Here is a 21,636-nt window from a genome sequence, read left to right as displayed (position 1 = left end):
CACCCGATCGGAGACTCATGAGATGAGACACACCTCGTCACTCACTCTTCCCCGCGTGCTGGGCATGGCGGGCGTGGTGTTCGCTTCCCTTGTGCTTGCCTCATGCAGTGCATCGCGCACCACGGATGCGCGCCCGGCAGCGGCGCAGGACGTCCGGTGGCCCACGCTCGAGCCGGTTGATCCTGCGAAGAAGCACGCGCTGCGCGTCGAGTATGGCGTCTGGATTCCGATGCGGGACGGCGTGCGGCTGTCGGCGGATGTGTACCGACCCGAGGGTGAGGGTCGGTATCCCGTCATCCTCTCGCGAACGCCTTACAACAAGGCGGGGGCGGGGAAGGCGTCGATCGATCGCTATCGCATGTACGTCGAGCGCGGCTACGTCGTGGTGGTGCAGGACGTGCGGGGGCGAGGCGACTCCGAGGGGCAGTTCACGCCGTTTCTCCAAGAGGGCGACGACGGATACGACACGATCGAATGGTGCGGCACACAGCCGTGGTCGAGCGGCAAGGTGGGGATGATCGGCGGGTCGTACGGGGGATATGTCCAGTGGGTGGCGGCGATCCGGCAGCCGCGCCATCTTGCTGCGATTGCGCCGACGGTGGCGTGTCCCGATCCGTTTGTTGACGGGCTGATCAACGGTCCGACGGGTCTGCCCTCGCCGATCTGCGTGAGTTGGTATTTCTACACGTCGGGCCGCCTGAATCAGCAGTCGCACGCCGTCGAGTGGGCGCGGGTGTTCGAGCATCTGCCGATCATCGAACTGGATGATCGAGCGGGAAGGGCGATGCCGATCTGGGACGAGTTCGTGCGTAACAGCCGGCTCGGTCCTTATTGGGAGCCGGCTCGCTATCAGCACCGGCTTGGCGAGGTCACGATTCCGACGCTGAACATCTCCGGGTGGTACGACGACGAGCAGATCAGCACGATCACCAACTTCGCGGGCGTGATCGCCGACGGGAACCCTGGCACTGATGGTGCGCACCACGCGCTGCTCATGGGGCCGTGGCCCCATAGCGTGAACAGCGGAACGAAGGTGGGGGAGATCGAGTTCGGCCCGAGCGCCAAGATCGACATGGATGCGTATGTGCTGCGTTGGTTCGATCGCTGGCTGAAGGGGATCGAGAACGGTGTGGAGCACGAGCCGCCCGTGCGTCACTTTGTCATGGGCGAGAATGTGTGGAAGGACGCGGCGACCTGGCCCATCCCCGGCACCACGTTCACGCCGTACTACCTGCGGAGCGAGGGGAACGCCAACTCTCGATTGGGTGACGGGTATCTTTCGACGGAGATGCCGGCGTCGGGGGAGACGCCGGATTCGTATGTGTATGACCCCGGGGATGCCACGCCGTTCCTGACCGATCCGATGTTCAGCCAGATCGGAGGGCCGGATGATTACTCGGGGATAGAGCTTCGCGGCGACTTGCTCGTCTTCACGACGCCGATGCTGACTGCGCCGATCGAGATCTGTGGGCCGATCAAGGCGACACTCTGGGCCTCATCGGACGCGCCCGATACGGATTTCATGGTTCGCGTTCTCACCGTTCACCCGAGCGGGTTCTCGCAGCGACTCTCGGATGGTGTCGTCCGGGCCCGCTTCCGTGAGGGGATGGACAAACCGTCGCTGATCACACCGGGGCAGGTCTATCAGTACGAGATAGACGTCTGGACGACCTGCCAGACGATTCTTCCGGGGCACGCGATACGGGTGGAAGTGATGTCGGCGAGCTTTCCGCAGTGGGATCGTAACCCGAATACTGGAAGCGACTTAGGGATGGATACCGAGTTCCGCCCTGCTCGGCAGACGATCTACCACGACGCGGCGCGGCCGTCGCATGTGGTGCTTCCGGTTGTTCGGCGTTGAGGCAGGATGGGTGGGGAGGGCGCGTCCTACGTGCCGCGGTTTGAGGGCTCGCAGTTGAAGTTCGGGCGTCTTGTCGCCATCATGCAGACGCACACTGCCGGTTCCGGCCCCCTGAGACGGGTGGCGCACAACAAGGAGTTCGCACCGAATGGACAGTTTCTGGCACTTCATGGACCAGTTGAACGGGGTGCTCTGGCACGACTACGTTCTCTATGTTCTCCTCCTCGTCGGCCTCCTCTTCACAGTCTGGAGCGGTTTCAGCCAGTACCGGGCGCTCACGCACGGTCTCGCGGTTGTCAGGGGCAAGTTCGACGAGCGTGACGATCCGGGCGCGATCAACCACTTCCAGGCCCTTTCGACGGCCCTCTCGGGAACGGTCGGGCTCGGCAACATCGCGGGCGTCGCGGTCGCGGTGTCGCTCGGTGGCCCGGGGGCGGTGCTGTGGATGTGGGTTGTCGGCTTCGTCGGCATGGCTCTCAAGCTGACGGAAGTGACGCAGGCGATGCTCTTCCGCAACACCGAGGATCCGGACAATCCGCACGGCGGCGCGATGTGGGTCTGCAAGAAGGGCTTTGCCAAGATCCACCCTGCGCTCGCGCCGGTCGGGATCGTTGTCGGCGGTATTTTCTGCATCACCGTGCTCATCTCGGCGATCACGGGCGGCAACATGTTCCAGGCCTGGAACGTCGCCAAGATCACGACTGCCTACTTCCCCAGCATCAATCCGCTTGTCGCGGGCGTCGTGATGTCGGTGGTCGTCGGCCTCACGATCATCGGTGGTATCAAGCGCATCGGTGCGGTGACGGGGCGGCTGGTGCCCTTTATGTGTCTGCTGTATCTGCTTGGTGCGATCGTCGTGCTGGCGATGAACATCGGGGCCGTGCCGTCGATGCTGCGGCTGATTGTCGTCTCCGGTCTGCCTCCCTTCCTCGGGGGCGAGAACGCCAATCCGACCGGGGCTTTCCTTGGGGGCACATTCGGGTACGCGTTCCTCTGGGGCATGAAGCGAGCTCTGTTCTCGAACGAGGCGGGGCAGGGGTCGGCACCGATGGCACACGCCGCGGCGAAGACGAAGGAGCCGGTCCGCGAGGGCGTGGTCGCCGGTCTTGAGCCGTTCATCGATACGCTGGTGGTCTGCACGCTGACCGCGCTTGTGGTGCTCTCGAGCGGGGCGTGGAATCGCGGTGCGGCGGCGACCTATGACGCCACACCCGGCATCGTTGCGGCGACGGATAGTTCGGGGAACCCGATCTCGGGCCAGTGGGTGCCCGATCGGATTGATCTGCCCGCCAAGCCCGAGGCCGAGCGGAAGATCAGCAACGTCTGGCGTGTGAACGACGAGCTGTTCATCATCGTGAAGGCGGAGACGGACAGCAAGACTGGACGCGATCTCCACCGCCTCAGAGGACGCGTGATCAGCGGCGAGTCGGCGACCGATCTGAAGGTTTCCTGGTTCCCGTACGCGGCATCGACGGCGCCGACAGCCCACGAGGGGGGCATCTATCTCGATCTGGTCGGTTCCTCGCTGACTGGTTATGCCTTCGACAGAACAGTCCCCGGAATGGGGATGTGGATCGTGACGCTCGCGGCCTGGCTGTTTGCGATCTCGACCATGATCTCATGGTCGTATTACGGCGAGCAGGCGACGGTCTTCCTGCTCGGAAAGTGGGCGATCCTGCCCTACAAGCTGCTCTACTGCGTCGCCATCCTGATTGCGTCGGCACCGAACCTGATCAAGAGCGACGTGCAGTTGGATGCGCTCACAGCCCTCGGCACAGGTGTGATGCTCTGGGCGAACATCCCCATCATGCTGATCTTCGGCCCGATGGCGATGCGCGCGTACCACCAGTACATGAAGCAGCTCAAGAGCGGCGAGTTCAAGGGCCATGCCTACCCGAGCATCACCGATGTGGCGGAGGGCAAGGACGTTCAGTAAGCGTGCGGACCTCCGACGGACGCACACACACATCTTGCACAACAGTGACGAGGCGGGCACTCACATGGTGCCCGCCTCGTTGTTCTTGCCGGACAGCATCCATTCTCACAATGCGGAATCAGGACGAACAACGCTGTTGCGTAGCGCCCGCCTATCCAGCGTGCCTCATCCGGAATTGTTGAGGCGAACGTGCGAATCGAACGATGTGTGGTATGCTGGCGCGAGGTGAACTCATGGGTGAGTATCTGAGTCGTGATGTTGAGACCGACGCAAGGTGCTTTGTTCGCACGCTTGTCGAGCCGACGCCGGGGGAATCCCGAGTAGCCGGTAAGCCGGCGGTCGTCGCGATCGCATCGTCTGATTCGGATGAAGTCTCTGCGATCGAGGCGGCATGTACCGGATCGGGCGTCGTGTTGCGCGCGGCCTCGGACCTCGGCCATGCGGCACGCATGGCGGGTGAGAGCGAGTCCGCGGCGTGCCTGGTTGTCTGCCGCAGGTCGGCGGACGGCGCGATTGTGCCTGAATTAGCGGCACTTCGTGAGAGCGGTTTCCAGCGTCCGATGATCGTGGTCGCCGAGCGAGCGGACGCTGAGACCGTGATTGCGTGTATATCCGCAACCGGGGTGGCGTTCTTGATCGGACCGGACGCGATCAGGCGTCTTCCAGCGCAGATTCGTGCGGCACACCGGAAGGACGCGGAACAGCGTCAGAAGGCGGCGTTGTCCGAGGATGCTCGGAACTCGATACGCAAGCTCACGCCGCGCGAGCACGAGGTGCTGGCGCTGATGCTTCGTGGGAACTGCAACAAGCAGATCGCGGCGGAACTCGGGCTGAGCGTCAAGACGGTTGAGACGCATCGCTCACGAGTTCTCCACAAGCTCGGCGTCGACAGCATCGCTGAGTTCGCTCATTTGCTGCTGACAATGCTGACGTAAACGTTCACGTGGTCGTCTCTATAACAATCATTATGACTGATTCAGAACCATCATCACCTGAAATGGTGGATGCTCTGTTGCTATGAGTTCGACCCGCAAAATCGCGTGCCCGCGTTGACGCTCGCAGCAGTGGCCAGAGATAGCCATCCGGGCGCGGCGTTGAACGATTCGATCTGGAAACGTTCACAACATCCGGTATCGTACGCATGTCGGATCCCCCGGCCGGGGTCGATGGATTCGTTCGTCGCGGCCGAGCGCGCGGTGCGTGTTGGTCAGACAGGCGTCCGTGGAGGTATCCATCATGTTGAAGTGGTTCAACTCGCTCGGCCTCGGCACACGCATCCTCGGGATGTGCATCGCGATTCTTCTGATCATCGTGGCGGCCAACAACGTGGTCTTCGTGAAGGGCTTCCGACAGACTTCGCTGGCTTCGCTGGTGGAGAAGGCGGGCGCGTTCACCGCTGTGGCGGATGAGGCGAAGAACCACGCCGCGGAGCTGAACAAGCGAGAGGCCTTCGATACGGAGACTCTCCTGGAGGACCTTCGCAAGGACCGCGAGCAGGGGAGGCACTACACGCAGTCGCGGATCTTCGGCACGATCCCCGTGGTCGCGGGGTGGCAGTCCGCGCAGAAGGCGGCGGAGCGCGAGAACATCAACTTCCACGTGAGCGCGTTTGAGGCGCGAAACCCGAAGAACGAGCCGGACAAGGGCTCGTTCTCTGAGGGCCTGCTGCAGCAACTGACGACGCAGGTCAAGGCGGGCGGATCGGAAATCATCCACGGCGTGGACACGAAGACCAACGTGCTGCACTACATGCGGGCGATCAAGCTGACGAACGACTGCCTGATGTGCCATGGAAACAAGGGGAACGAGTGGGACACCGACAAGGACGGGCGTGACCCGCTGGGCTTTGAGATGGAGGGCTGGACGGTCGGGTACATGCACGGCGCGTACCACGTCGAGATGCCCCTTGCTCCGATGGACAAGCAGGTTGCCGGTTTCGTGTCGGGCGGCCTGATGTGGACCGCTCCGATGGTCGTCGGCGCGGGCATCTTCTTTGTGTGGGTTCTCCGACGCATGTTCCAGCGTCCTGTCAACGCGCTGATCGAGCGCATCAAGGACATCGCCCAGGGCGAGGGCGACCTCACGCAGCGCGTCGAGGTGAAGAGCGAGGACGAGATCGGACAGCTCGGGCGCTGGTTCAACGCCTTCGTCGAGAAGATCCACGACGTCATCTATGAGGTGTCGAGCGCGACGCGTGACGTCGCCGGTGCAGCGACGGAGATCGCGGCCTCCAGCGAGCAGATGGCCGGCGGCATGAAGCAGCAGACGCAGCAGGTGACGCAGATCTCGTCTGCGATCGAGGAGATGAGCGCGTCGGTCGTCGAGGTCGCCCGCAAGAGCGGTGAGGCCGCGGCGTCCGCCAGCGAGTCCGGCACCATCGCCGAAGATGGCGGGCGAGTTGTGCAGCAGACGATCGGTGATATGGAGTCGATCAGCGAGGCCGTCTCGGCGGGTGCGTCGAGCGTGCAGGAGCTCGGCAAGCGCGGCGAGCAGATCGGGCAGATCATCGAGGTGATCAACGACATCGCGGATCAGACGAATCTGCTGGCGTTGAACGCCGCGATCGAGGCGGCTCGTGCGGGCGAGCATGGGCGCGGGTTCGCGGTGGTTGCGGACGAGGTGCGCAAGCTCGCGGATCGCACGACCAAGGCGACCGAGGAGATCGCGCAGTCGATCACGGCGATCCAGTCTGAGACCACGGACGCGGTCTCGCGCATGAAGACCGGCACCGACCAGGTGACTGCGGGCGTCGCTCGCGCCACCGAGGCGGGCAACAGTCTTCAGAAGATCGTCTCCAGCGCCCGCGAGGTCGCCACGATGATCCAGTCGATCGCGGCGGCTGCGGAGCAGCAGTCCGCGGCCGGTGCGGAAGTGAGCCGCAACGTCGAGGCGATCACGAGCGTGACGCGCCAGACGAGTGAGGGCGCTGCCCAGGCCTCGGCCGCGGCATCGCAGCTCTCGTCGAAGGCCGAGCAGTTGCAGGCGCTTGTCGGGAAGTTCAAGCTCGCTCGAAACGAGCGGTGATGCAATCGCCAGCCCCGTGCCCGGGTGATCCGGGCACGGGCTCACGTTCACGGATCACGCCATGTCGAGCGCATGGAAGGAGCTTCACGCTTGGTCTGGCGTTTCGTATCACGGTCTCGATCGACGTGGTTTGAAGTGAAGGTTATTGGGATGGTGGACGGTACCCAAATGAGCGTGTCACAGCACCCAGCCCACGTCACGGCTCATACCGCCCCGCCGAGTCGTCGATGGACTCGCCCGCTCGGGTGATCGGGGACAGATGAACCTGACGCCGAGCGAGACCGAGGGCATCTCGACCGGAGCACCGCAACGCCTGACGCCTGAGGAGATGGATGATGAGCGTACCAGCAAGCACAACCGAGCAGACAGCCATCGCGAGCGATGATCTCCGTGCCAACGAGGGGTCGGACCAGTTGCAGCTCGTGACGTTCGAGGTCGGGGCCGAGCACTTCGCGGTTGACATCCTGACGGTTCAGGAGATCAACCGGATGATGCAGATCACGCGTGTGCCGCACAGCCCGGATTCGCTTGAGGGCGTGATCAATCTGCGTGGCCGGATCATCCCTGTGATCGATCTGCGGAAGCGTTTCGGGATCGCGCCCTCGCAGGATGCGGAGGAGTCGCGGATCGTGGTCGTGGAGGTTCACAAGCGGACGCTCGGCTTCATTGTTGATCGTGTGAACGAGGTGCTTCGCGTGGACACCGCGGTTGTCGATCCGACCCCCGCGCTGGCCAAAGGCGTCGAGAGCGATTTCGTCAGGGGTGTCGCAAAGCTTGATGCGCGCCTTGTCATGTTGCTGGACCTGGACCGGCTCTTCTCCGTCGCGGCGATCGAGGACCTTGCCGCCGTCGCTTGAGCACGTGTGTTTGAAGGGAGTTGGCGATGACTGTCGGCGTGAAGACCCTTACCGAATCGCAGTACGAGCGGCTTTCCAAGATCATCTACGAGCGCAGCGGGATCCACTTTCCGTCCAACAAGAAGTATGTCCTCGAGAGCCGGCTCGGGCGTCGGCTCGATGAGCTCTCTCTCGAGGACTTCGACCAGTACGTCACCTTTCTCACCGTCGGCCCGTACCGCGACGATGAGTTCCAGGAGATGTTCAACAGGATCACCATCAACGAGACCTCGTTCTTCAGGAACGAGCCGCAGCTCAAGCACTTCGAGACCGTGACGCTTGCCGCGCTCCTCGAAGCGAGGGCGGCGACGAAGCGGCTGCGGATCTGGTCCGCGGCGTGCTCGACGGGCGAGGAGCCCTACACGCTTGCGATGCAGGTGCATCGATCTCTGGGCATCCGGCTCGCCGACTGGCGGGTCGAGATCCTCGCGACGGACATCTCCGAGAAGGTGCTCGAGGTGGCGCAGGCGGGTCGGTACAACACATTTGCGACAAGGTCGCTGCCGCCGCTGATCCTCACCAGGTACTTCAAGCCGGTCGGAAGTGAGCAGCAAGTCGACCCGACCATCCAGTCGATGGTGCGTTTCGAGCACCTCAACCTGAAAGACACGATGGGGGCGAAGCGGTTCGGCACGTTCGACGTGATCTTCTGTCGCAACGTGATGATCTACTTCGACGACACGATGAAGTCGAGGTGTCTGCAGATGTTCAGCGATCAGCTCGCCGGCGACGGGACGCTGTTCGTCGGGCACAGCGAGTCGTTCCAGAACCTGCCCCCGTCGTTCGAGAGCGTGCCGATTCCGTACGCGTTCGCCTTCACCAAGCGCGGTGGGAGGTAATCCATGTCGGGCGGCATCGATCCGAGTCTGCTTAACGACTTTCTGACGGAGACGAGCGAGCTCATCGAGGGGCTCGACTCTGATCTCGTGCGGCTTGAGTCAGCGTCTGGCGATCAGTCGCGGGACCTGCTGAACGGCATCTTTCGCGCGCTCCATACCGTGAAAGGGGCAGCGGGCTTTCTGAATCTCGACGAACTGACGCGGTTCGCGCATGCCGCGGAGGATGCGCTCAACAAGCTCCGGACCGGCGAGGCGGAGGTGACGGCGACGACGCTCGACGTGCTGCTCAAGAGCGTCGATGTGCTACGAGAGATGCACGGCGCGCTGGGTGAGGGACGCGATCCCGAGCCCTGCCCGCAGGATGTGCTCGACGGGCTGCATTGTGTGGCGGGCGCAGACGAGCACAGCGACGCCCCGGCCCCGACGGGTGCTGTTGCAGCTCCGACGGCTGGGGAGAGCCCGATCGTGCTCTCGCCTGCAAAGGAGGGCCTGCTCGACCTGATGGCATCGGATCTCAGCGAAACGGTGGAGCAGGCGCGTCGGATCACGAGCGGGTTGTCTGATCCTGACGCACGGGCCGCGTCGCTCGCTCAGATGGAGGAGTTGCTGAGCGGGCTGGTGCGGACGCTGGAGTTCTTCGAGCTTCCAGAGGCGGTCGCGACAGCGACCGCTGCGTCTGAGGCGGTGTCGCGACTTGCCGATGGTGACGAGACATCATTGACTCCGATGGTTGCGGCAATTGCGCAGGCGTGGGACGCATTCGGTCGTCTGGCCGAGGCACTCTCGCGTCGTTCGGTGGTCGATCCGGGCTGGGCTCGTGTGCGGGCACGGCTCGTGTCCTCTTCTGACGAGGATGAAGCGTCCGGAGCGGATGCGGGCACGGCGGATCAGGCAGTGGTCGAGAGCGTTGCTGCATCTCAGAATGAGGCATCGAACGCCCGCGTGCCAGCGAAGGGTGCGGCTCCGAAGGAGTCTGCACCGAAAGAGGATGCGGGCATCGCCGGGCAGACCATCAGGGTTGAGGTTGGGCGACTTGAGTCGCTGATGAACCTGGTCGGGCAGCTTGTGCTGACGAAGAACAGGTTCCTTGCGCTCAGCAGACGGCTGCGCGAGCACGAACTGCCGGCCCAACTGAACTCGGACACACTGGCTGCGGCGGGTGAGTTGGATCGCATCACGGGGCAGTTGCAGATGGGCGTGATGCGCACGCGGATGCAGCCGCTCTCGAAGCTGTTTGACCGGTATCCTCGCGTTATTCGCGACATCGCGCGTTCGACAGGGAAGCAGATCCGGCTTGAGATCACCGGGCGTGAGACGGAGGTTGACAAGAGCGTGCTTGAGCTGCTCGGGGATCCGCTCGTGCACATGCTGCGAAACAGCGCGGATCACGGCATCGAGTCCGCGGCGACGCGCCGCGCCGCGGGGAAGCCCGAAGAGGGCACCATCCATGTCGAAGCCGAGCACTGCGGCAGCCACGTGCGTGTGATTGTTCGCGACGACGGCAAGGGCATCGATCCGAGGGTGATCGGCCCGAAGGCGGTGGAGAAGGGCATCATCACTGAGGCGGAGCTTGCCACGATGCCCGACGACCAGATCATCCAGATGATCTTTGCGCCCGGCTTCAGCACGGCCGAGAAGATCACGGATCTCTCGGGGCGCGGGGTCGGCATGGACGTTGTGCGCACCAGCGTCGCGAGGATGGGCGGCGCGGTGAACGTCTCGTCGGTCGTCGGACAGGGCTCGCGTGTTGAGATCATCATCCCGCTGACGGTTGCCATCATGCCCGCGATGGTCGTGGGCGTGCAGCGTCACTATTTCTGCATCCCGCTCCAGACGATTGTTGAGATCGTCCGTCCGCAGCAGGATGTGTCGCACAGTCTTGTCGGGCAGGCGGTCATGAAGCTGCGCGACGAGGTGCTGCCGCTGATTGATCTTGGCCACACGCTGGGAGACTGCGACACTCCGTCGCAGAGGCGTTTCGCGGTTGTCATCGACGCCGCGGGGAGACGCGCCGGGCTTCTCGTGGACAAGCTCGTGGGCCAGCAGGAGATCGTTATCCGCCCGCTCGACGACGAGTGCGTCCAGGGCGGGCCCTTCGCAGGCGCCACGATCCGCGAAGAGGGAGATGTGAGTCTGATCGTGGATGTGAGCGAAGTTCTGCGGCGTTGGCAGGCAGGCGCCGCGTCCGCACAGGACCGAAGGGTCGCCTGAGTACAAGGGAGAGTCCGATGCTTGATGAGTTGTCACTTCCGTTTGTGTCCTCGGCCGAGAACGTGTTCTCGACCATGCTGAACCTGCAGGTGCAGGTCGGCCAGCCCGCAGAGGTGCCGGTGGTCCGTGAATCGGCCCACGATGTGTCCGGCATCATCGCCATGTCCGGCGACATCGAGGGAACAGTCGCGCTGCGGTTCCCGGCGGACACGGCGGTCCGCGTGGCGAGTCTCTTTGCGGGCATTGAGATCGACACCTCGACACCCGACTTTGCCGACGCAGTCGGCGAGCTTGCCAACATGGTCGTTGGCGGCGCGAAGGCGAAGTTCAAGGGAAAGAACATCTCGATCTCGTGCCCGTCGATCATCGTCGGCCAGAACCATCTTGTGGTCGGCTCTCGGGACGCGGTCTGTGTCAGCATCCCGTGCGAGTGCGAGTGCGGCTCCTTCGCCGTCGACGTCCTCCTCAACGAGCGGAGCGCGCAGCAATTCGGACTCCGTCCACGCATCGCCGCCTGAACTACCACGCCACACACAGGAGGAATGATCAATGAAGATTCTACTCGTCGATGATTCACGAACGATCCGCAACGTGCAGAAGGGCGTGCTCGGCCAGCTCGGCTACACGGATATTGAAGAGGCATGCGACGGACTCGATGCGCTGACCAAGGTCGGCAGCGTCAATCCCGATCTCATGCTTGTCGACTGGAACATGCCCAACATGGACGGGCTGTCATTCGTGAAAAAGTACCGAGCCCAGGGCGGCAAGGCCCCCATCATGATGGTCACCACGGAAGCGGAGAAGAACCGCGTGATCGAGGCCATCAAGGCGGGTGTCAACAACTACCTGATCAAGCCGTTCTCTCCGGATCTGCTCTCGCAGCGGATCAAGGAGACGCTCGAGAAGACCAAGGCCGCCTGAGCGAAGTTGTCGTGTGTTGCGGGTCGCCCGCGCCGAAGGAGCACAGCATGGGACGTGAGAACGAGCCACGCATCGTGATAGCGGATGCACGCATGCGCGCCGATCTCAGCGTGCCCGCGTCGTGCGACCCCGAGGCCCTGAGCAAGCCCGCGTTGCTCGCCATCATCTCGGACGCAAAGGTCGAGTTGACGCGTGATGTCCACGCCCGGATCGACGGTCTCGATCCCACCGTGCTGGCGAAGGGTGGTGAGTTCGTTCTTGCCATTGGGACGCCTCCGATCAACGGCGAGGACGCACGAGTCGAGTGGCTTGCCAGAGATGAAGCGCAGGACAACCACGATACGCTCCATCTGCGCACCAAGGGGCTCATCCGGGTCTCTGCGGGGGATGTTCTGGCGAGGATACACCAGGAGACCCAAGGTGAGGACGGGCGTGATGTGCTGGGTGGACGTGTGGCCGCACGCGGGGGCAAGCCGCTGTGCCTGCGCCTGCTCGACGGTGTGCAGGCCGGCTCCGACGGCGTGATCCGCGCGGTATGCGATGGCATTCTGCGGAATGACGACGGCGCGGTCTCCGTGCGACCGTACCTCGAGATCGCTGAAAGGATCGATCCCGCTGCGCGTCTTATCGACTTTGATGGTGGCGTGCGCGTCGTTGTGCAGCCACATGCGGGTCTGCAGTTCCGTGTGACCGGCGATCTTGAGATCGTCCCGATGGTCGACTCGTGCAGCATCGAGTGTGCGGGTTCGCTCCACGCTCAATCAGGCATCGTCGCGCGGGAGTCGCAGCGGTTGATGGTCGGCGGTTCATTGAACGCCAAGTACCTCGACGGTGTGAGCGGCGCGATCGCGGGTGATGTCTCGGTGGATCGAGAGATCATCAACTGCACGCTGACCATCGGCGGCTCGCTGCTCGCTCCGAGTGCATCGCTCGTGGGTGGCGTGACCACCGTGACCGGCGTGGTACGCCTCAAAGACCTCGGGAACGAGGCAGAGCGTCGTACCGCTATCGTGCTCGGATCTGTGCCGCTCGGGCAGGCCGAGCTGGAGCAGGCGAGAGCGGCGTTTGCCGGCGCGAACGCGAGCGCACGGAAACTCGTTGATGAGCATGCCTCCCTGACCACGTTCGGCAAGGGGCTCACTCCTCAGCAGAAGGAGCGGCTGACGGAGTTGATGTTCGAGATCGCGGAGGCGCGGGCCGAGGCGATGAAGGCACAGTCTGTCGTGAGCCAGCTCGAAGAGAAGCTCAGTGTGCAGCGGACGGTCGATGTCAGCGTGAGCCGCATGATCTACCCGCGCTGCGTGATTGTTCTCGACGGCAAGAAGTACGAACTGACCCGGGGCATCCGCGGCCCGGTCACGCTCACCATCGATCAGGCGGGCCTGCCGATCATCAAGAGCGGTGAGACGTCCTGTCTGCTTGAGTCCTTTCTTCGTGCCGCACGCGCGGCCTGAGCATGACTGCTGGAGACCCACCACGTGATCCGTGTTCTTGTTGTTGATGACTCTGCCTTTATGCGTATGGCGATCTCACGGGCCCTCTCGTCAGAGAAGGACATCGAGGTGGTCGCCACAGGTCGCAACGGTCTTGATGCCGTTGAGCTCAATGAGCGGCATGCCCCTGATGTCGTGACCCTTGACGTTGAGATGCCGAGTCTCGACGGTCTCGGTGCGCTCGAACGGATCATGAAGAGCAAGCCCACACGGGTGCTGATGATCTCTTCGCTGACGTCCTCCGGCTCGGATGCTGCGATCCGTGCGCTCTCGCTCGGCGCGGCGGATGTCATGCCGAAGGACGATCTCTCTGCGCCCGGGCTGCTGCTCGCGAAGGTGCGAGCGCTCGCGGGGTCCAGGTACCGACCGGGCCCAACCAAGAGTGCCTCTGCTGGTCAGAGTGTTGCCCCGGATCAGACGGCCAAGCGGCTCTCGCGCTCAACAGAGATCATCTGCATCGGTTCGAGCACGGGAGGACCTGCCGTGCTCGAGTCCATCCTCAAGTCGATTCCCGCGGGATTCCGTCCGAGCGTTGTGGTCGCGCAGCACATGCCCGCCATGTTCACGGCCTCCATGGCCCAGCGGCTTGGCGAGGTGTGCTCTCTGCCTGTTCTCCACGTCGATCGATCGGCAATCATCGCGCCCGGCACGATCTACATCGCCAAGGGCGGCAGCCACATGCAGGTCCGTCAGTTGCCGTCACGCCGTGCGGAGGCATATGCCACCGAGGAGCCGGCCGACGCGCTCTATCGTCCGAGCGCGGACGCGCTCGTGGCCTCGGTTTCTGCGATCTATCGGTCGCGGGCCGCTGCGATCATTCTGAGCGGTATCGGTGCCGACGGGCTCGAAGGGTGCCGCGCGTTGCACGCAGCCGGCGGGCTCGTGCTCGCGCAGAACGAGGAAACCTGCGTCGTTTACGGCATGCCGAAGTCGGTAGTGAGCGCGGGCATCGCCAATGCCCATCATCCGGTGGCGATTGCACAGATGCTCAAGACGCTCCATGCTGATCAGACGCGTGCCGCGGCCTGAGTCGGTTTCAATCGATCACTCGCATGACGATGAGTGTCCTGTCGTCGGTTGCCGGCTCGCCCCGTGAGAACGCGCGTGTCGTGTTCACGATGCTCTCGGCGATCTCTGTTGCGGTTCTGTGGCGGGACTCGATCAGCAGACGATCGAGACGGCCCTCGCCGAACAGCGAGCGAGAACCCGCGGCATCCGTCGGAGCCATGGACTCCGTGATTCCGTCGGTGTACATGACGAGCACGTCTCCCCTTTCGAGTGTCACGGCTCCATCCTGGAATGTCGCATCGTGCATGATGCCGAGCGGGATTGAGGCGTTCTCGTCGAGGGCGAGCACTCGGTCGCCACGGACGAGCCGGGGCGGGTTGTGGCCCGCGTTCGAGTAAGACACGCGGCGGGTCTGCGGGTCGATCGCGGCGTAGAACGCGGTCACGAACGTGCCCGATGTCGTGTATGACCTGGCCAGATGGTGGTTAATGTGAGCGAGGACCTCGCAAGGGGGCTGGGCGGAGCCCGGCCTGGTGTGGGCGATCGCGTGCGTGACCGCCATCAGCACCGCTGCGGGTGTTCCGTGGCCGGAGACATCCGCGATGAAGACACCCCATCCGCGCTCGCCGAGAGGGAAGAAGTCGTAGTAATCACCGCCCGCGCGGGCACTCGTTTCGTAAGACGTCGCGATCTCGAATCCCGGAATGCTCGGAAGTTCAACGGGGAGCAGCGAGCGTTGAATCTGGGCGACGGTCTGCAGCTCACGATCGAGAGCCGCGAGCGCGTCGGTCAGTTGGTTTCGGAGCACGAGATTCTGCGTGCCTCGCCCGAAGAGGGACGACTGCCAGTGCATCATGGGAACCATGGCTCGGTCGTACTCGACGCCCGGCTTGAAGAGCATCATGCCGACGTTCAACGATTGCTCGTTCTCGTAGTTGGGGAGCGCGATCAGAGACTGGAATCCTTCGAGGAAGAAGTGTGCGGGATCGTCGGGCCTGAGTCGGTCGGGAAGATCATCGATGACGATCGGCCGATTCGCGTAGGCGATCTCGCCCAGCAGCCCGCCTTCGAGGCGCGGGAGCCGGTGGCGTTGCTTCCACGGGTTCAGGTGCTCTTCGAAGCGCGAGGAGCGTGTGACGAGATATCCCGGGGGCTCGACGCCCCGGCGAGAGATCGCAAGAAAGTCCTCGATGGGGAAGAGATCGTGGACTCCGTCCCAGTAGACGCTGACCATCTCTTCAGGGTCGGTGATGTCTGAGACGCTCCGCATGAGCCGATCGACGATCTCCAGTTCCTCGGTCCAGTGTCTGCGTGACGCGGTCATAGCTGGCCTCCTCCTCGGTGCGGGGCTCAGGAGCGTATCGCGTCGCTTGCCTGTCCGCGCCGGGCAACGCTCGCGACTATTCTTCCGTGCGCTACGTAAACGACGAGAGAGTGCCCTTCGCTCGCATTGGAGCCCCGATCATGCCCCTGAGCAGAGACCAGATCACGATCCGTGCCGCCCGAGAGTTGAAGGACGGCTATGTCGTTAACCTCGGAATCGGCATGCCCACGCTGGTCGCCAACCACATTCCTCCGGGCATGGATGTCTGGCTTCAGTCTGAGAACGGATTGCTCGGCATCGGCCCCTTTCCCACCGAGGCGGATGTCGATCCGGACCTCATCAACGCCGGAAAGCAGACCATCACGGCGCGGCTCGGGGCATCGTACTTCTCGTCTTCGGATTCCTTCGCGATGATCCGCGGCGGCCACATCGATATGTGCATCCTCGGAGCGATGCAGGTCTCCGAGGAGGGCGATATCGCCAACTGGATGATTCCCGGCAAGATGGTCAAGGGCATGGGCGGCGCGATGGATCTCGTTGCGGGCGTCAAGCGGGTTGTCGTGACGATGGAGCACAACGCCAAGGACGGAGCAGCGAAGCTTGTCCGTAAGTGCTCGCTGCCTCTCACGGGGCAGGCCTGCATCGACATGGTCATCACCGATCTCTGCGTGCTGGAGATGGACCATGCGAGACGGCGGTTTGTGCTGAAAGAGGTTGCTCCGGGCGTAACCCCTCAGGACGTGCGCGCGAAGACAGAGGCCGAGATCATCATCCCGGACTCTGTGCCGACGGTTTCGTGCTGATCCAGTTTCCTTGCGTTCCGGCAGGAATGAACGAGCGAGGAATTGTTTGCTTGGCGGAGGAACTACTTCTTCGCGATCTTCCGGAAGATGTGGATCACCCGCTCTTTGATCGTGAAATCGGCCAGGTCCTGCAACTCGCCTCTGTCGAGCAGGATCCCGCTGCATTTCCCGCAGGTGTGCATCTCGACGTGCTGCTGCTGAGGATCCACCACATGGATCAGCGGCGATTTGTCCCTCGGGCAGCAGAGTTCGCCGGTCACCCACGTCTGGCGTCCAGGTGTGTCGACCTTTCGATCCACGACGTCGACCGCGCCCTCGATCTTGACGACCCGCTCCATCTCATGGGCGTCGAACCACATGCTGCCGCACGCGGCGCAGCGATCGACGTACAGGTTGCCCTGCAGGCAGATCTTCTCCATGACCTGCCCGTCGTGGGGACAGTTCAGTTTGGGATCGTCGGTTCCCCCATGATGTGAAGCCACGCGCACACCTCTTATTCCTGCTCCGGGCTTCTCTCACCCGGCGTCGGTTGCCTTGCTCGATTCATCCGAGCATCGATCGAATCCGCTCAACGAGCGTGAACTCCGCCAGATCACGCAGCTCTCCCGCGTCAAGGAAGACGCCTCCACAGACCGTGCACTTCTCGTACGAAACGTGGGGCTGGCGCACGTCGCTCATCGCGACCATCGGGCTCTTGTCACGCGGACACGAGATGCTCTGGCGTGTATCGGCTCTGTGCTGTCTCGCGCTGGAGTCCCTGTCGAACTCGCTCGCCTCTGCCGGTGCATCCAGCAGACGCTCGAGCTCGAGCGCGTCCAGCCAGAGACCGGCGCAGGTGGGGCATCGATCGACGCTGATGCCGCCGTGCGTGTACCGAGCCATGCGAGAGGCGCACTTCGGGCACTCGACCATCTGCCCTTTGATGTCGTCGTCGTGCTGGTCCATGCGCCCAGTATACAAACCGGCGGCCTCGTCCCGCACCCTGTACCATCAAGGTATGGCGATCTGGTTCGATGCCCATCTTGACCTTGCCTGCCTCGCGGAGTGCGGGAGGGACCTTTCCAAACCGCCACTCGAAGGAGGCGGCCCCTTCCAGCCCGCCGCCCTGTCGTGGCCCACGATGATCTCCGGTGGCGTGCGAGCGTGTCTTGGCACCATCTTCACTGAGTCGGGCGGCACGGACGAGGTCGGGTATCCTGCTGCAGACGCCGAGGCGGCGCACCGGCGCGGGGTTACCCAGCTCGAGAGATATCACGCCTGGCACAGGGAGGGCGTCTTCACGCTCGCCGACATGAGGCCGGATCGTGCCCGAAGCGGTGTTCGGAGGATGAACCTGCCGATCGCCACAGATCGGGACCCGGCAACGGTCTCGTCGCTCTCGCTCGGGATTCTGATGGAGTGTGCCGACCCGATCCGATCACCCGACGAGCTGGGCTGGTGGGTCGAGCGGGGTGTGTCGGTCATCGGCATGGCCTGGGGGCGGGGCTCGCGTTACACGGCCGGGAACGCCGAGCGCGGACCGACCGATGCGCCGGGGCTCGCACCAGCGGGACGAGACCTCGCTCTGGCGATGGACGCGGAGGGTGTTGTTCACGATCTCTCGCACCTTTCGTGGCGCGCCATGGACGACCTCTTCGAGCTGACAGAGTCGCTCGTCATCGCCTCGCATTCCAACTGCTCGGCTCTGCTCGAGTGGCCCGCACACGGCACGATACAGGGTGCCGCTCCGAATCAGCGCCACCTTCTCGACGCGCACATCAAGGAGATCGGACGCCGCGGCGGTGTCGTGGGCCTTAATCTCGTACGATCTTTCATCCGCTCCGGCCTTCGTCGAGACGACCCGAACGATCGTCCCTCGATCGACGAAGCGGCCGATCACATCGAGCACGTCTGCGCCATCATGGGCCATCGGCGAGGCGTGGGTCTCGGTTCTGACCTCGACGGCGGCATTACTCGCAACGAGATCCCGGCGGGGCTCAGCAGCCACGAGGAGATGACGCTTATCAGCGATGCGTTGCGGCGTCGGGGTTGGAGCGATGCCGAAGTGAGGGGCTTCGAGTGGGGTAACTGGGCGCGGGTGTTCGCGATCACGCCGGCCTGAATGCAGCATCGGCCAGCGGCGATACGACAGGACGCGGCGAGTCTCACGGTCCCACACCCGGCTCCGGCATCGTCCCCGCGCAATGGGCGCACCACGACGCGCTGTCATGCAAGGCGTCAGGGGTCAGCATCAGTCGCCCACCTGGTGCCCTCGGCGCGAGTCGCGAGACCGCAGCGATCCGCTGGTTCAATGCCGCGGCCGCGAGCCGGGCCTCGCTCTCGGATTGCTGCGTCCGAGCAGACCTCAGTTTCGCCATCGGTTCAAGGAACTCGGTTCTGTATCGATCCGCAAAGAGCCCGTAGTCGGGATTGTTCTGGGTGTACGCGTACTCGCCGGCGAGCATCTTGTTGATGGCGGCGATACGCGACTCCGGATATGGGTGGGTCAGGAGAAACTCGGGCTGGCTCGCCTTGCCGCCCTCTCGGGCGAGCACCTCTTGCACCATGCGTGCGCCGAGCGGGTCGTACCCGCACCTGACCATGTACCTCACGCCGAGGGCGTCGGCTTCGAGCTCTTGCGTCCGGTTGAACTTGAGGAGATAGCCCCCGCCTCCGGCACCGACCAAGAGCGGCACACCGATCTTCACGAGATCGCTGTCAGATTGTCCCGCAGCTACACCTGCACCGATCACAATCCCGCTGACGACCATGCTCTGGCTGACGCGTTGGCCGGAGTGGCGAGCCGTGACATGCCCGACCTCGTGCCCGAGCACCGCCGCGAGTTCCGCCTCGGTGGTGAACTTCTCCGCGAGCCCGCGCGACATGAAGACCTTGCCGCCGGGGAGGGCGAAGGCGTTGATGACATCCGAATCGAGGAGCGTGAACTCCCAGGGCAGGTTGGGATAATCGCCCTCGGTCTGGGCCGCGAGGGCGCGCCCGATCCCCGACATGTAGGCGTTGAGCCGGGGGTCCTTGATCGAGCCGCCGTACTCATCCGTGAGGGAGGCCTTGGCGCTCTCACCGAGCGAGATTTCTTCCTGCATCGAGAGCATGTTGAACTGGCTTCGGCCGGTGGTGGGGTTCACCGAGCATCCGCCGAGGGCGAGGGCCGCCCAGACGAGAGTGCCGGCGATCGCTCCCCGAAGCGTCCGACTCGATCGTTTCTCAAGACGTTCCATCGAATCCCTCCGGAAACGGAATCCGCACGGGTCGACATACCATGCTGCACACATGCCCGCGACCAAAGGCGAAGACGCGCTCGGACAAAACAGTATCAGCCCGACCGCCCCCGCGATGCAACAAGGCACGGAGGCATGGGGAGATCGTGAACTTATCGACCCTCACGCTCGCGCGGACAAGCCGGAGCGAGTTCGGCGCATGTTCGCGGCCATTGCCGGTTCGTACGACCTCAACAACCGGCTCCACTCCTTCGGAATCGATCAGGCCTGGCGCCGCAGGGCAGTCCGGCTTGCCGGCGTCAAGGCGGGTGATCATGTGCTCGACATGGCGTGCGGCACAGGCGATCTCACCGCGCTCTTTGCCCGAACAGCCGCCTCGCGGGTGGTGGGAGGGGACTTCACGCCCGAGATGCTCGATATCGCCCGTACCAAGCAGGTCGGCATCGGTTCCGGTGCGGCAAAGGTGACCTACGTCGAGGCGGACGCGATGTCCCTGCCCTTTGCCGATGCCTCTTTCGACGTTCTTTCCATCGCGTTCGGCATCCGGAACGTCGCGTCTCCGGGCGTTGCCCTGGCGGAGTTCCGGAGGGTGCTCCGTCCGGGTGGGCGTCTGATCGTGCTTGAGTTTGATCGCCCCCGGAACGTCCTGGTTCGTGCGTTGAACGACTTCTACACCAATCAGATCATGCCTCGAACCGCGACGCTTATCTCCCGCGATCGCTCCGGCGCGTACCGCTACCTGCCGCGGTCGGTCGGAACATTCATGCGGCGCGAAGAGATGATCGATGGGATCCGTGCCGCCGGGTTCTCGGACGTGAGTGCCACACCTCTGACATTCGGCGTTGCTGTTTGTTATCGGGGCTATGTGCCGGGGTCTGACCCGTCGCGAGGGTGAGTTCAGCGCAAGAAGTTCCTTGGCAAAGGTTGGCTGAGGGGTGTTTTGTACCCAAGCGGCAAGCAAGAACGCCCGAGAACCACATCGGGGTCTTGTTCTTTATCGGACGCGCTGCGGATCGCGCAACCTTCGCCATGCCATGTGTCCTTGTGTCTGCCGACTGGTTGGAATCGCTCATGGCTCTCGATAGACAGCGTGCGTGTTGCGTGCCACGCCGTGTCCGGGGACCGGGCCGAACCTCTCCAAACCCACTGGGGTGCATCCGGGCGGGAGTCCCGGGCGCGCCGGAGCAGACGAGCCATGAACAATCAGGAAGTTCTCATCGAACGGTTCTTCGAGTGCCTCATCAGCGGCGATCGACCCACGGCGCGTGCGATCGTCGCGGAGGCCGGCAAGGGCGGAGCGACCGCCCAGACGCTGATCACGGATCTCTTCTGGCCGACCTATGAGATGATCGAGCGTCTGCATCGCAACGATCAGCTCACGAAACTCTCGTACCACTTCGCGACCCGCCTTCTCAGGGTCCTCACAGATCAGACCTCTCAGAAGCTCCGGCTCGTTGGCAATGGGAACGGGCGCACGGTCCTCGCGCTCAGCGGCCCTTCGGATGCCGACGACCTCGGTGCGCAGATGGCCGTTGATCTCCTGGAAGCCGCGGGGTTCCAGATCACCTTCGCGGGGGGCGGCGTGCCCACAGACGAGGTGATGTCGTACGTCAACAACAACCAGCCCGATGTGCTCCTGATGTTCGCCAGCGCACCGAGCGACCTGCCCGAGATCCGCGCCGTCATCGATGCGCTCGACGAGATCGGGGCCGCTCGGAAGACGCAGCTCGTCGTGGGTGGTGGAGTCTTTAATCGTGCCGATGGCCTGGCTGAAGAGATCGGTGCCGACCTCTGGGCGTCGAACCCCCTCGATCTGGTTGACTCCTTGATCCATGATGCGGATCGCAGGGCAATTCCCGAACAGCGCACGGTCGGTCAGAAGAAGAAACTGCGGGACGCTGCGTAACCGATCGGAACCTGCACTCTCGTCTCACACTCTCTCACGGGCCGATGGCGCAAGTGCTTGCGCCATCGGCTCTTCCGTTTCTTGTGCGGAGAGAGCGGCTGAGGGGAGTGCGTGTAAGGACTCTGATCGGAATGTCAATGGTGTGTCACTTCGTGAACCCTCAAGCAACGATTCTCCGAATGACCATGTAGACTCT

General features: G+C 63.6%; 19 protein-coding genes. 15 read left to right on the top strand and 4 right to left on the bottom strand.

Features of this window, described 5'->3' with window-relative positions; genetic code table 11:
* Positions 1-22 precede the first annotated feature (22 nt).
* From KF838_10200 to cheB, 11 genes are all read left to right on the top strand, one after another.
* Entirely contained in the window at positions 23-1,861 is a 1,839-nt protein-coding gene (locus KF838_10200) for a CocE/NonD family hydrolase (GenBank protein QYK47153.1), read from the top strand.
* A 148-nt stretch (positions 1,862-2,009) separates the two neighbouring features.
* A complete protein-coding gene (locus KF838_10195) occupies positions 2,010-3,797 on the top strand; it encodes an amino acid carrier protein (protein ID QYK47152.1) in 1,788 nt (595 codons plus the stop codon).
* Positions 3,798-4,009: 212 nt separating this feature from the next.
* The gene (locus tag KF838_10190; protein QYK47151.1) at positions 4,010-4,732 is read left to right on the top strand and encodes a hypothetical protein; all 723 of its coding nucleotides are present in this window, start codon (positions 4,010-4,012) and stop codon (positions 4,730-4,732) included.
* A 301-nt stretch (positions 4,733-5,033) separates the two neighbouring features.
* A complete protein-coding gene (locus KF838_10185; protein ID QYK47150.1) occupies positions 5,034-6,821 on the top strand; it encodes a methyl-accepting chemotaxis protein in 1,788 nt (595 codons plus the stop codon).
* A gap of 335 nt (positions 6,822-7,156) precedes the next feature.
* Positions 7,157-7,678 carry a chemotaxis protein CheW gene (locus KF838_10180; GenBank protein QYK47149.1) on the top strand — a complete coding sequence of 174 codons (522 nt, stop codon included), beginning with the start codon at positions 7,157-7,159 and terminating at the stop codon, positions 7,676-7,678.
* A 26-nt stretch (positions 7,679-7,704) separates the two neighbouring features.
* Complete coding sequence (locus tag KF838_10175) at positions 7,705-8,556, top strand: hypothetical protein (protein QYK47148.1); 852 nt, start codon at positions 7,705-7,707, stop codon at positions 8,554-8,556.
* Positions 8,557-8,559: 3 nt separating this feature from the next.
* The gene (locus KF838_10170) at positions 8,560-10,767 is read left to right on the top strand and encodes a chemotaxis protein CheA (protein QYK47147.1); all 2,208 of its coding nucleotides are present in this window, start codon (positions 8,560-8,562) and stop codon (positions 10,765-10,767) included.
* Positions 10,768-10,784: 17 nt separating this feature from the next.
* Positions 10,785-11,285: a chemotaxis protein CheX gene (locus KF838_10165; GenBank protein ID QYK47146.1), complete on the top strand. Its 501-nt coding sequence runs from the start codon at positions 10,785-10,787 to the stop codon at positions 11,283-11,285.
* 31 nt (positions 11,286-11,316) lie between these two features.
* Entirely contained in the window at positions 11,317-11,688 is a 372-nt protein-coding gene (locus KF838_10160; protein ID QYK47145.1) for a response regulator, read from the top strand.
* A gap of 47 nt (positions 11,689-11,735) precedes the next feature.
* Entirely contained in the window at positions 11,736-13,142 is a 1,407-nt protein-coding gene (locus tag KF838_10155) for a DUF342 domain-containing protein (protein QYK47144.1), read from the top strand.
* A gap of 24 nt (positions 13,143-13,166) precedes the next feature.
* Positions 13,167-14,210, top strand: coding sequence for a chemotaxis-specific protein-glutamate methyltransferase CheB (gene cheB / locus KF838_10150; protein ID QYK47143.1), 1,044 nt, complete (start codon positions 13,167-13,169; stop codon positions 14,208-14,210).
* 7 nt (positions 14,211-14,217) lie between these two features.
* On the opposite strand, the gene KF838_10145 is transcribed toward cheB, so the two are convergent.
* Positions 14,218-15,513, bottom strand: coding sequence for a PP2C family protein-serine/threonine phosphatase (locus KF838_10145; GenBank protein QYK47142.1), 1,296 nt, complete (start codon positions 15,511-15,513; stop codon positions 14,218-14,220).
* A gap of 140 nt (positions 15,514-15,653) precedes the next feature.
* On the opposite strand from KF838_10145, the gene KF838_10140 reads away from it, so the two are divergent.
* Positions 15,654-16,316 (top strand): CoA transferase subunit B, encoded by a 663-nt coding sequence (locus KF838_10140; GenBank protein ID QYK47141.1) that lies wholly within the window; start codon positions 15,654-15,656, stop codon positions 16,314-16,316.
* A gap of 62 nt (positions 16,317-16,378) precedes the next feature.
* Here the strand turns inward: KF838_10140 and KF838_10135 are convergent, their stop codons facing one another.
* Complete coding sequence (locus KF838_10135) at positions 16,379-16,798, bottom strand: zf-TFIIB domain-containing protein (GenBank protein QYK47140.1); 420 nt, start codon at positions 16,796-16,798, stop codon at positions 16,379-16,381.
* A gap of 61 nt (positions 16,799-16,859) precedes the next feature.
* Complete coding sequence (locus KF838_10130) at positions 16,860-17,261, bottom strand: zf-TFIIB domain-containing protein (protein ID QYK47139.1); 402 nt, start codon at positions 17,259-17,261, stop codon at positions 16,860-16,862.
* Between the two features lie 52 nt (positions 17,262-17,313).
* Between KF838_10130 and KF838_10125 the strand changes: the two genes are divergently transcribed.
* The gene (locus KF838_10125; GenBank protein QYK47138.1) at positions 17,314-18,417 is read left to right on the top strand and encodes a dipeptidase; all 1,104 of its coding nucleotides are present in this window, start codon (positions 17,314-17,316) and stop codon (positions 18,415-18,417) included.
* 43 nt (positions 18,418-18,460) lie between these two features.
* On the opposite strand, the gene KF838_10120 is transcribed toward KF838_10125, so the two are convergent.
* Positions 18,461-19,534: a M48 family metallopeptidase gene (locus KF838_10120; protein QYK47137.1), complete on the bottom strand. Its 1,074-nt coding sequence runs from the start codon at positions 19,532-19,534 to the stop codon at positions 18,461-18,463.
* A gap of 52 nt (positions 19,535-19,586) precedes the next feature.
* Between KF838_10120 and ubiE the strand changes: the two genes are divergently transcribed.
* Together ubiE and KF838_10110 are read left to right on the top strand one after the other, a co-directional pair.
* Positions 19,587-20,429: a bifunctional demethylmenaquinone methyltransferase/2-methoxy-6-polyprenyl-1,4-benzoquinol methylase UbiE gene (gene ubiE, locus KF838_10115; GenBank protein ID QYK47136.1), complete on the top strand. Its 843-nt coding sequence runs from the start codon at positions 19,587-19,589 to the stop codon at positions 20,427-20,429.
* A 300-nt stretch (positions 20,430-20,729) separates the two neighbouring features.
* Positions 20,730-21,440, top strand: coding sequence for a cobalamin-dependent protein (locus KF838_10110; protein ID QYK47135.1), 711 nt, complete (start codon positions 20,730-20,732; stop codon positions 21,438-21,440).
* Positions 21,441-21,636 lie beyond the last annotated feature (196 nt).

The sequence above is a fragment of the Phycisphaeraceae bacterium genome (assembly GCA_019454185.1).
Classification (GTDB): Bacteria; Planctomycetota; Phycisphaerae; order Phycisphaerales; family UBA1924; genus JAHBWV01.
Note: the sequence above shows the minus strand (reverse complement) of the source record. Positions and strands in the feature narration are given on the sequence as shown.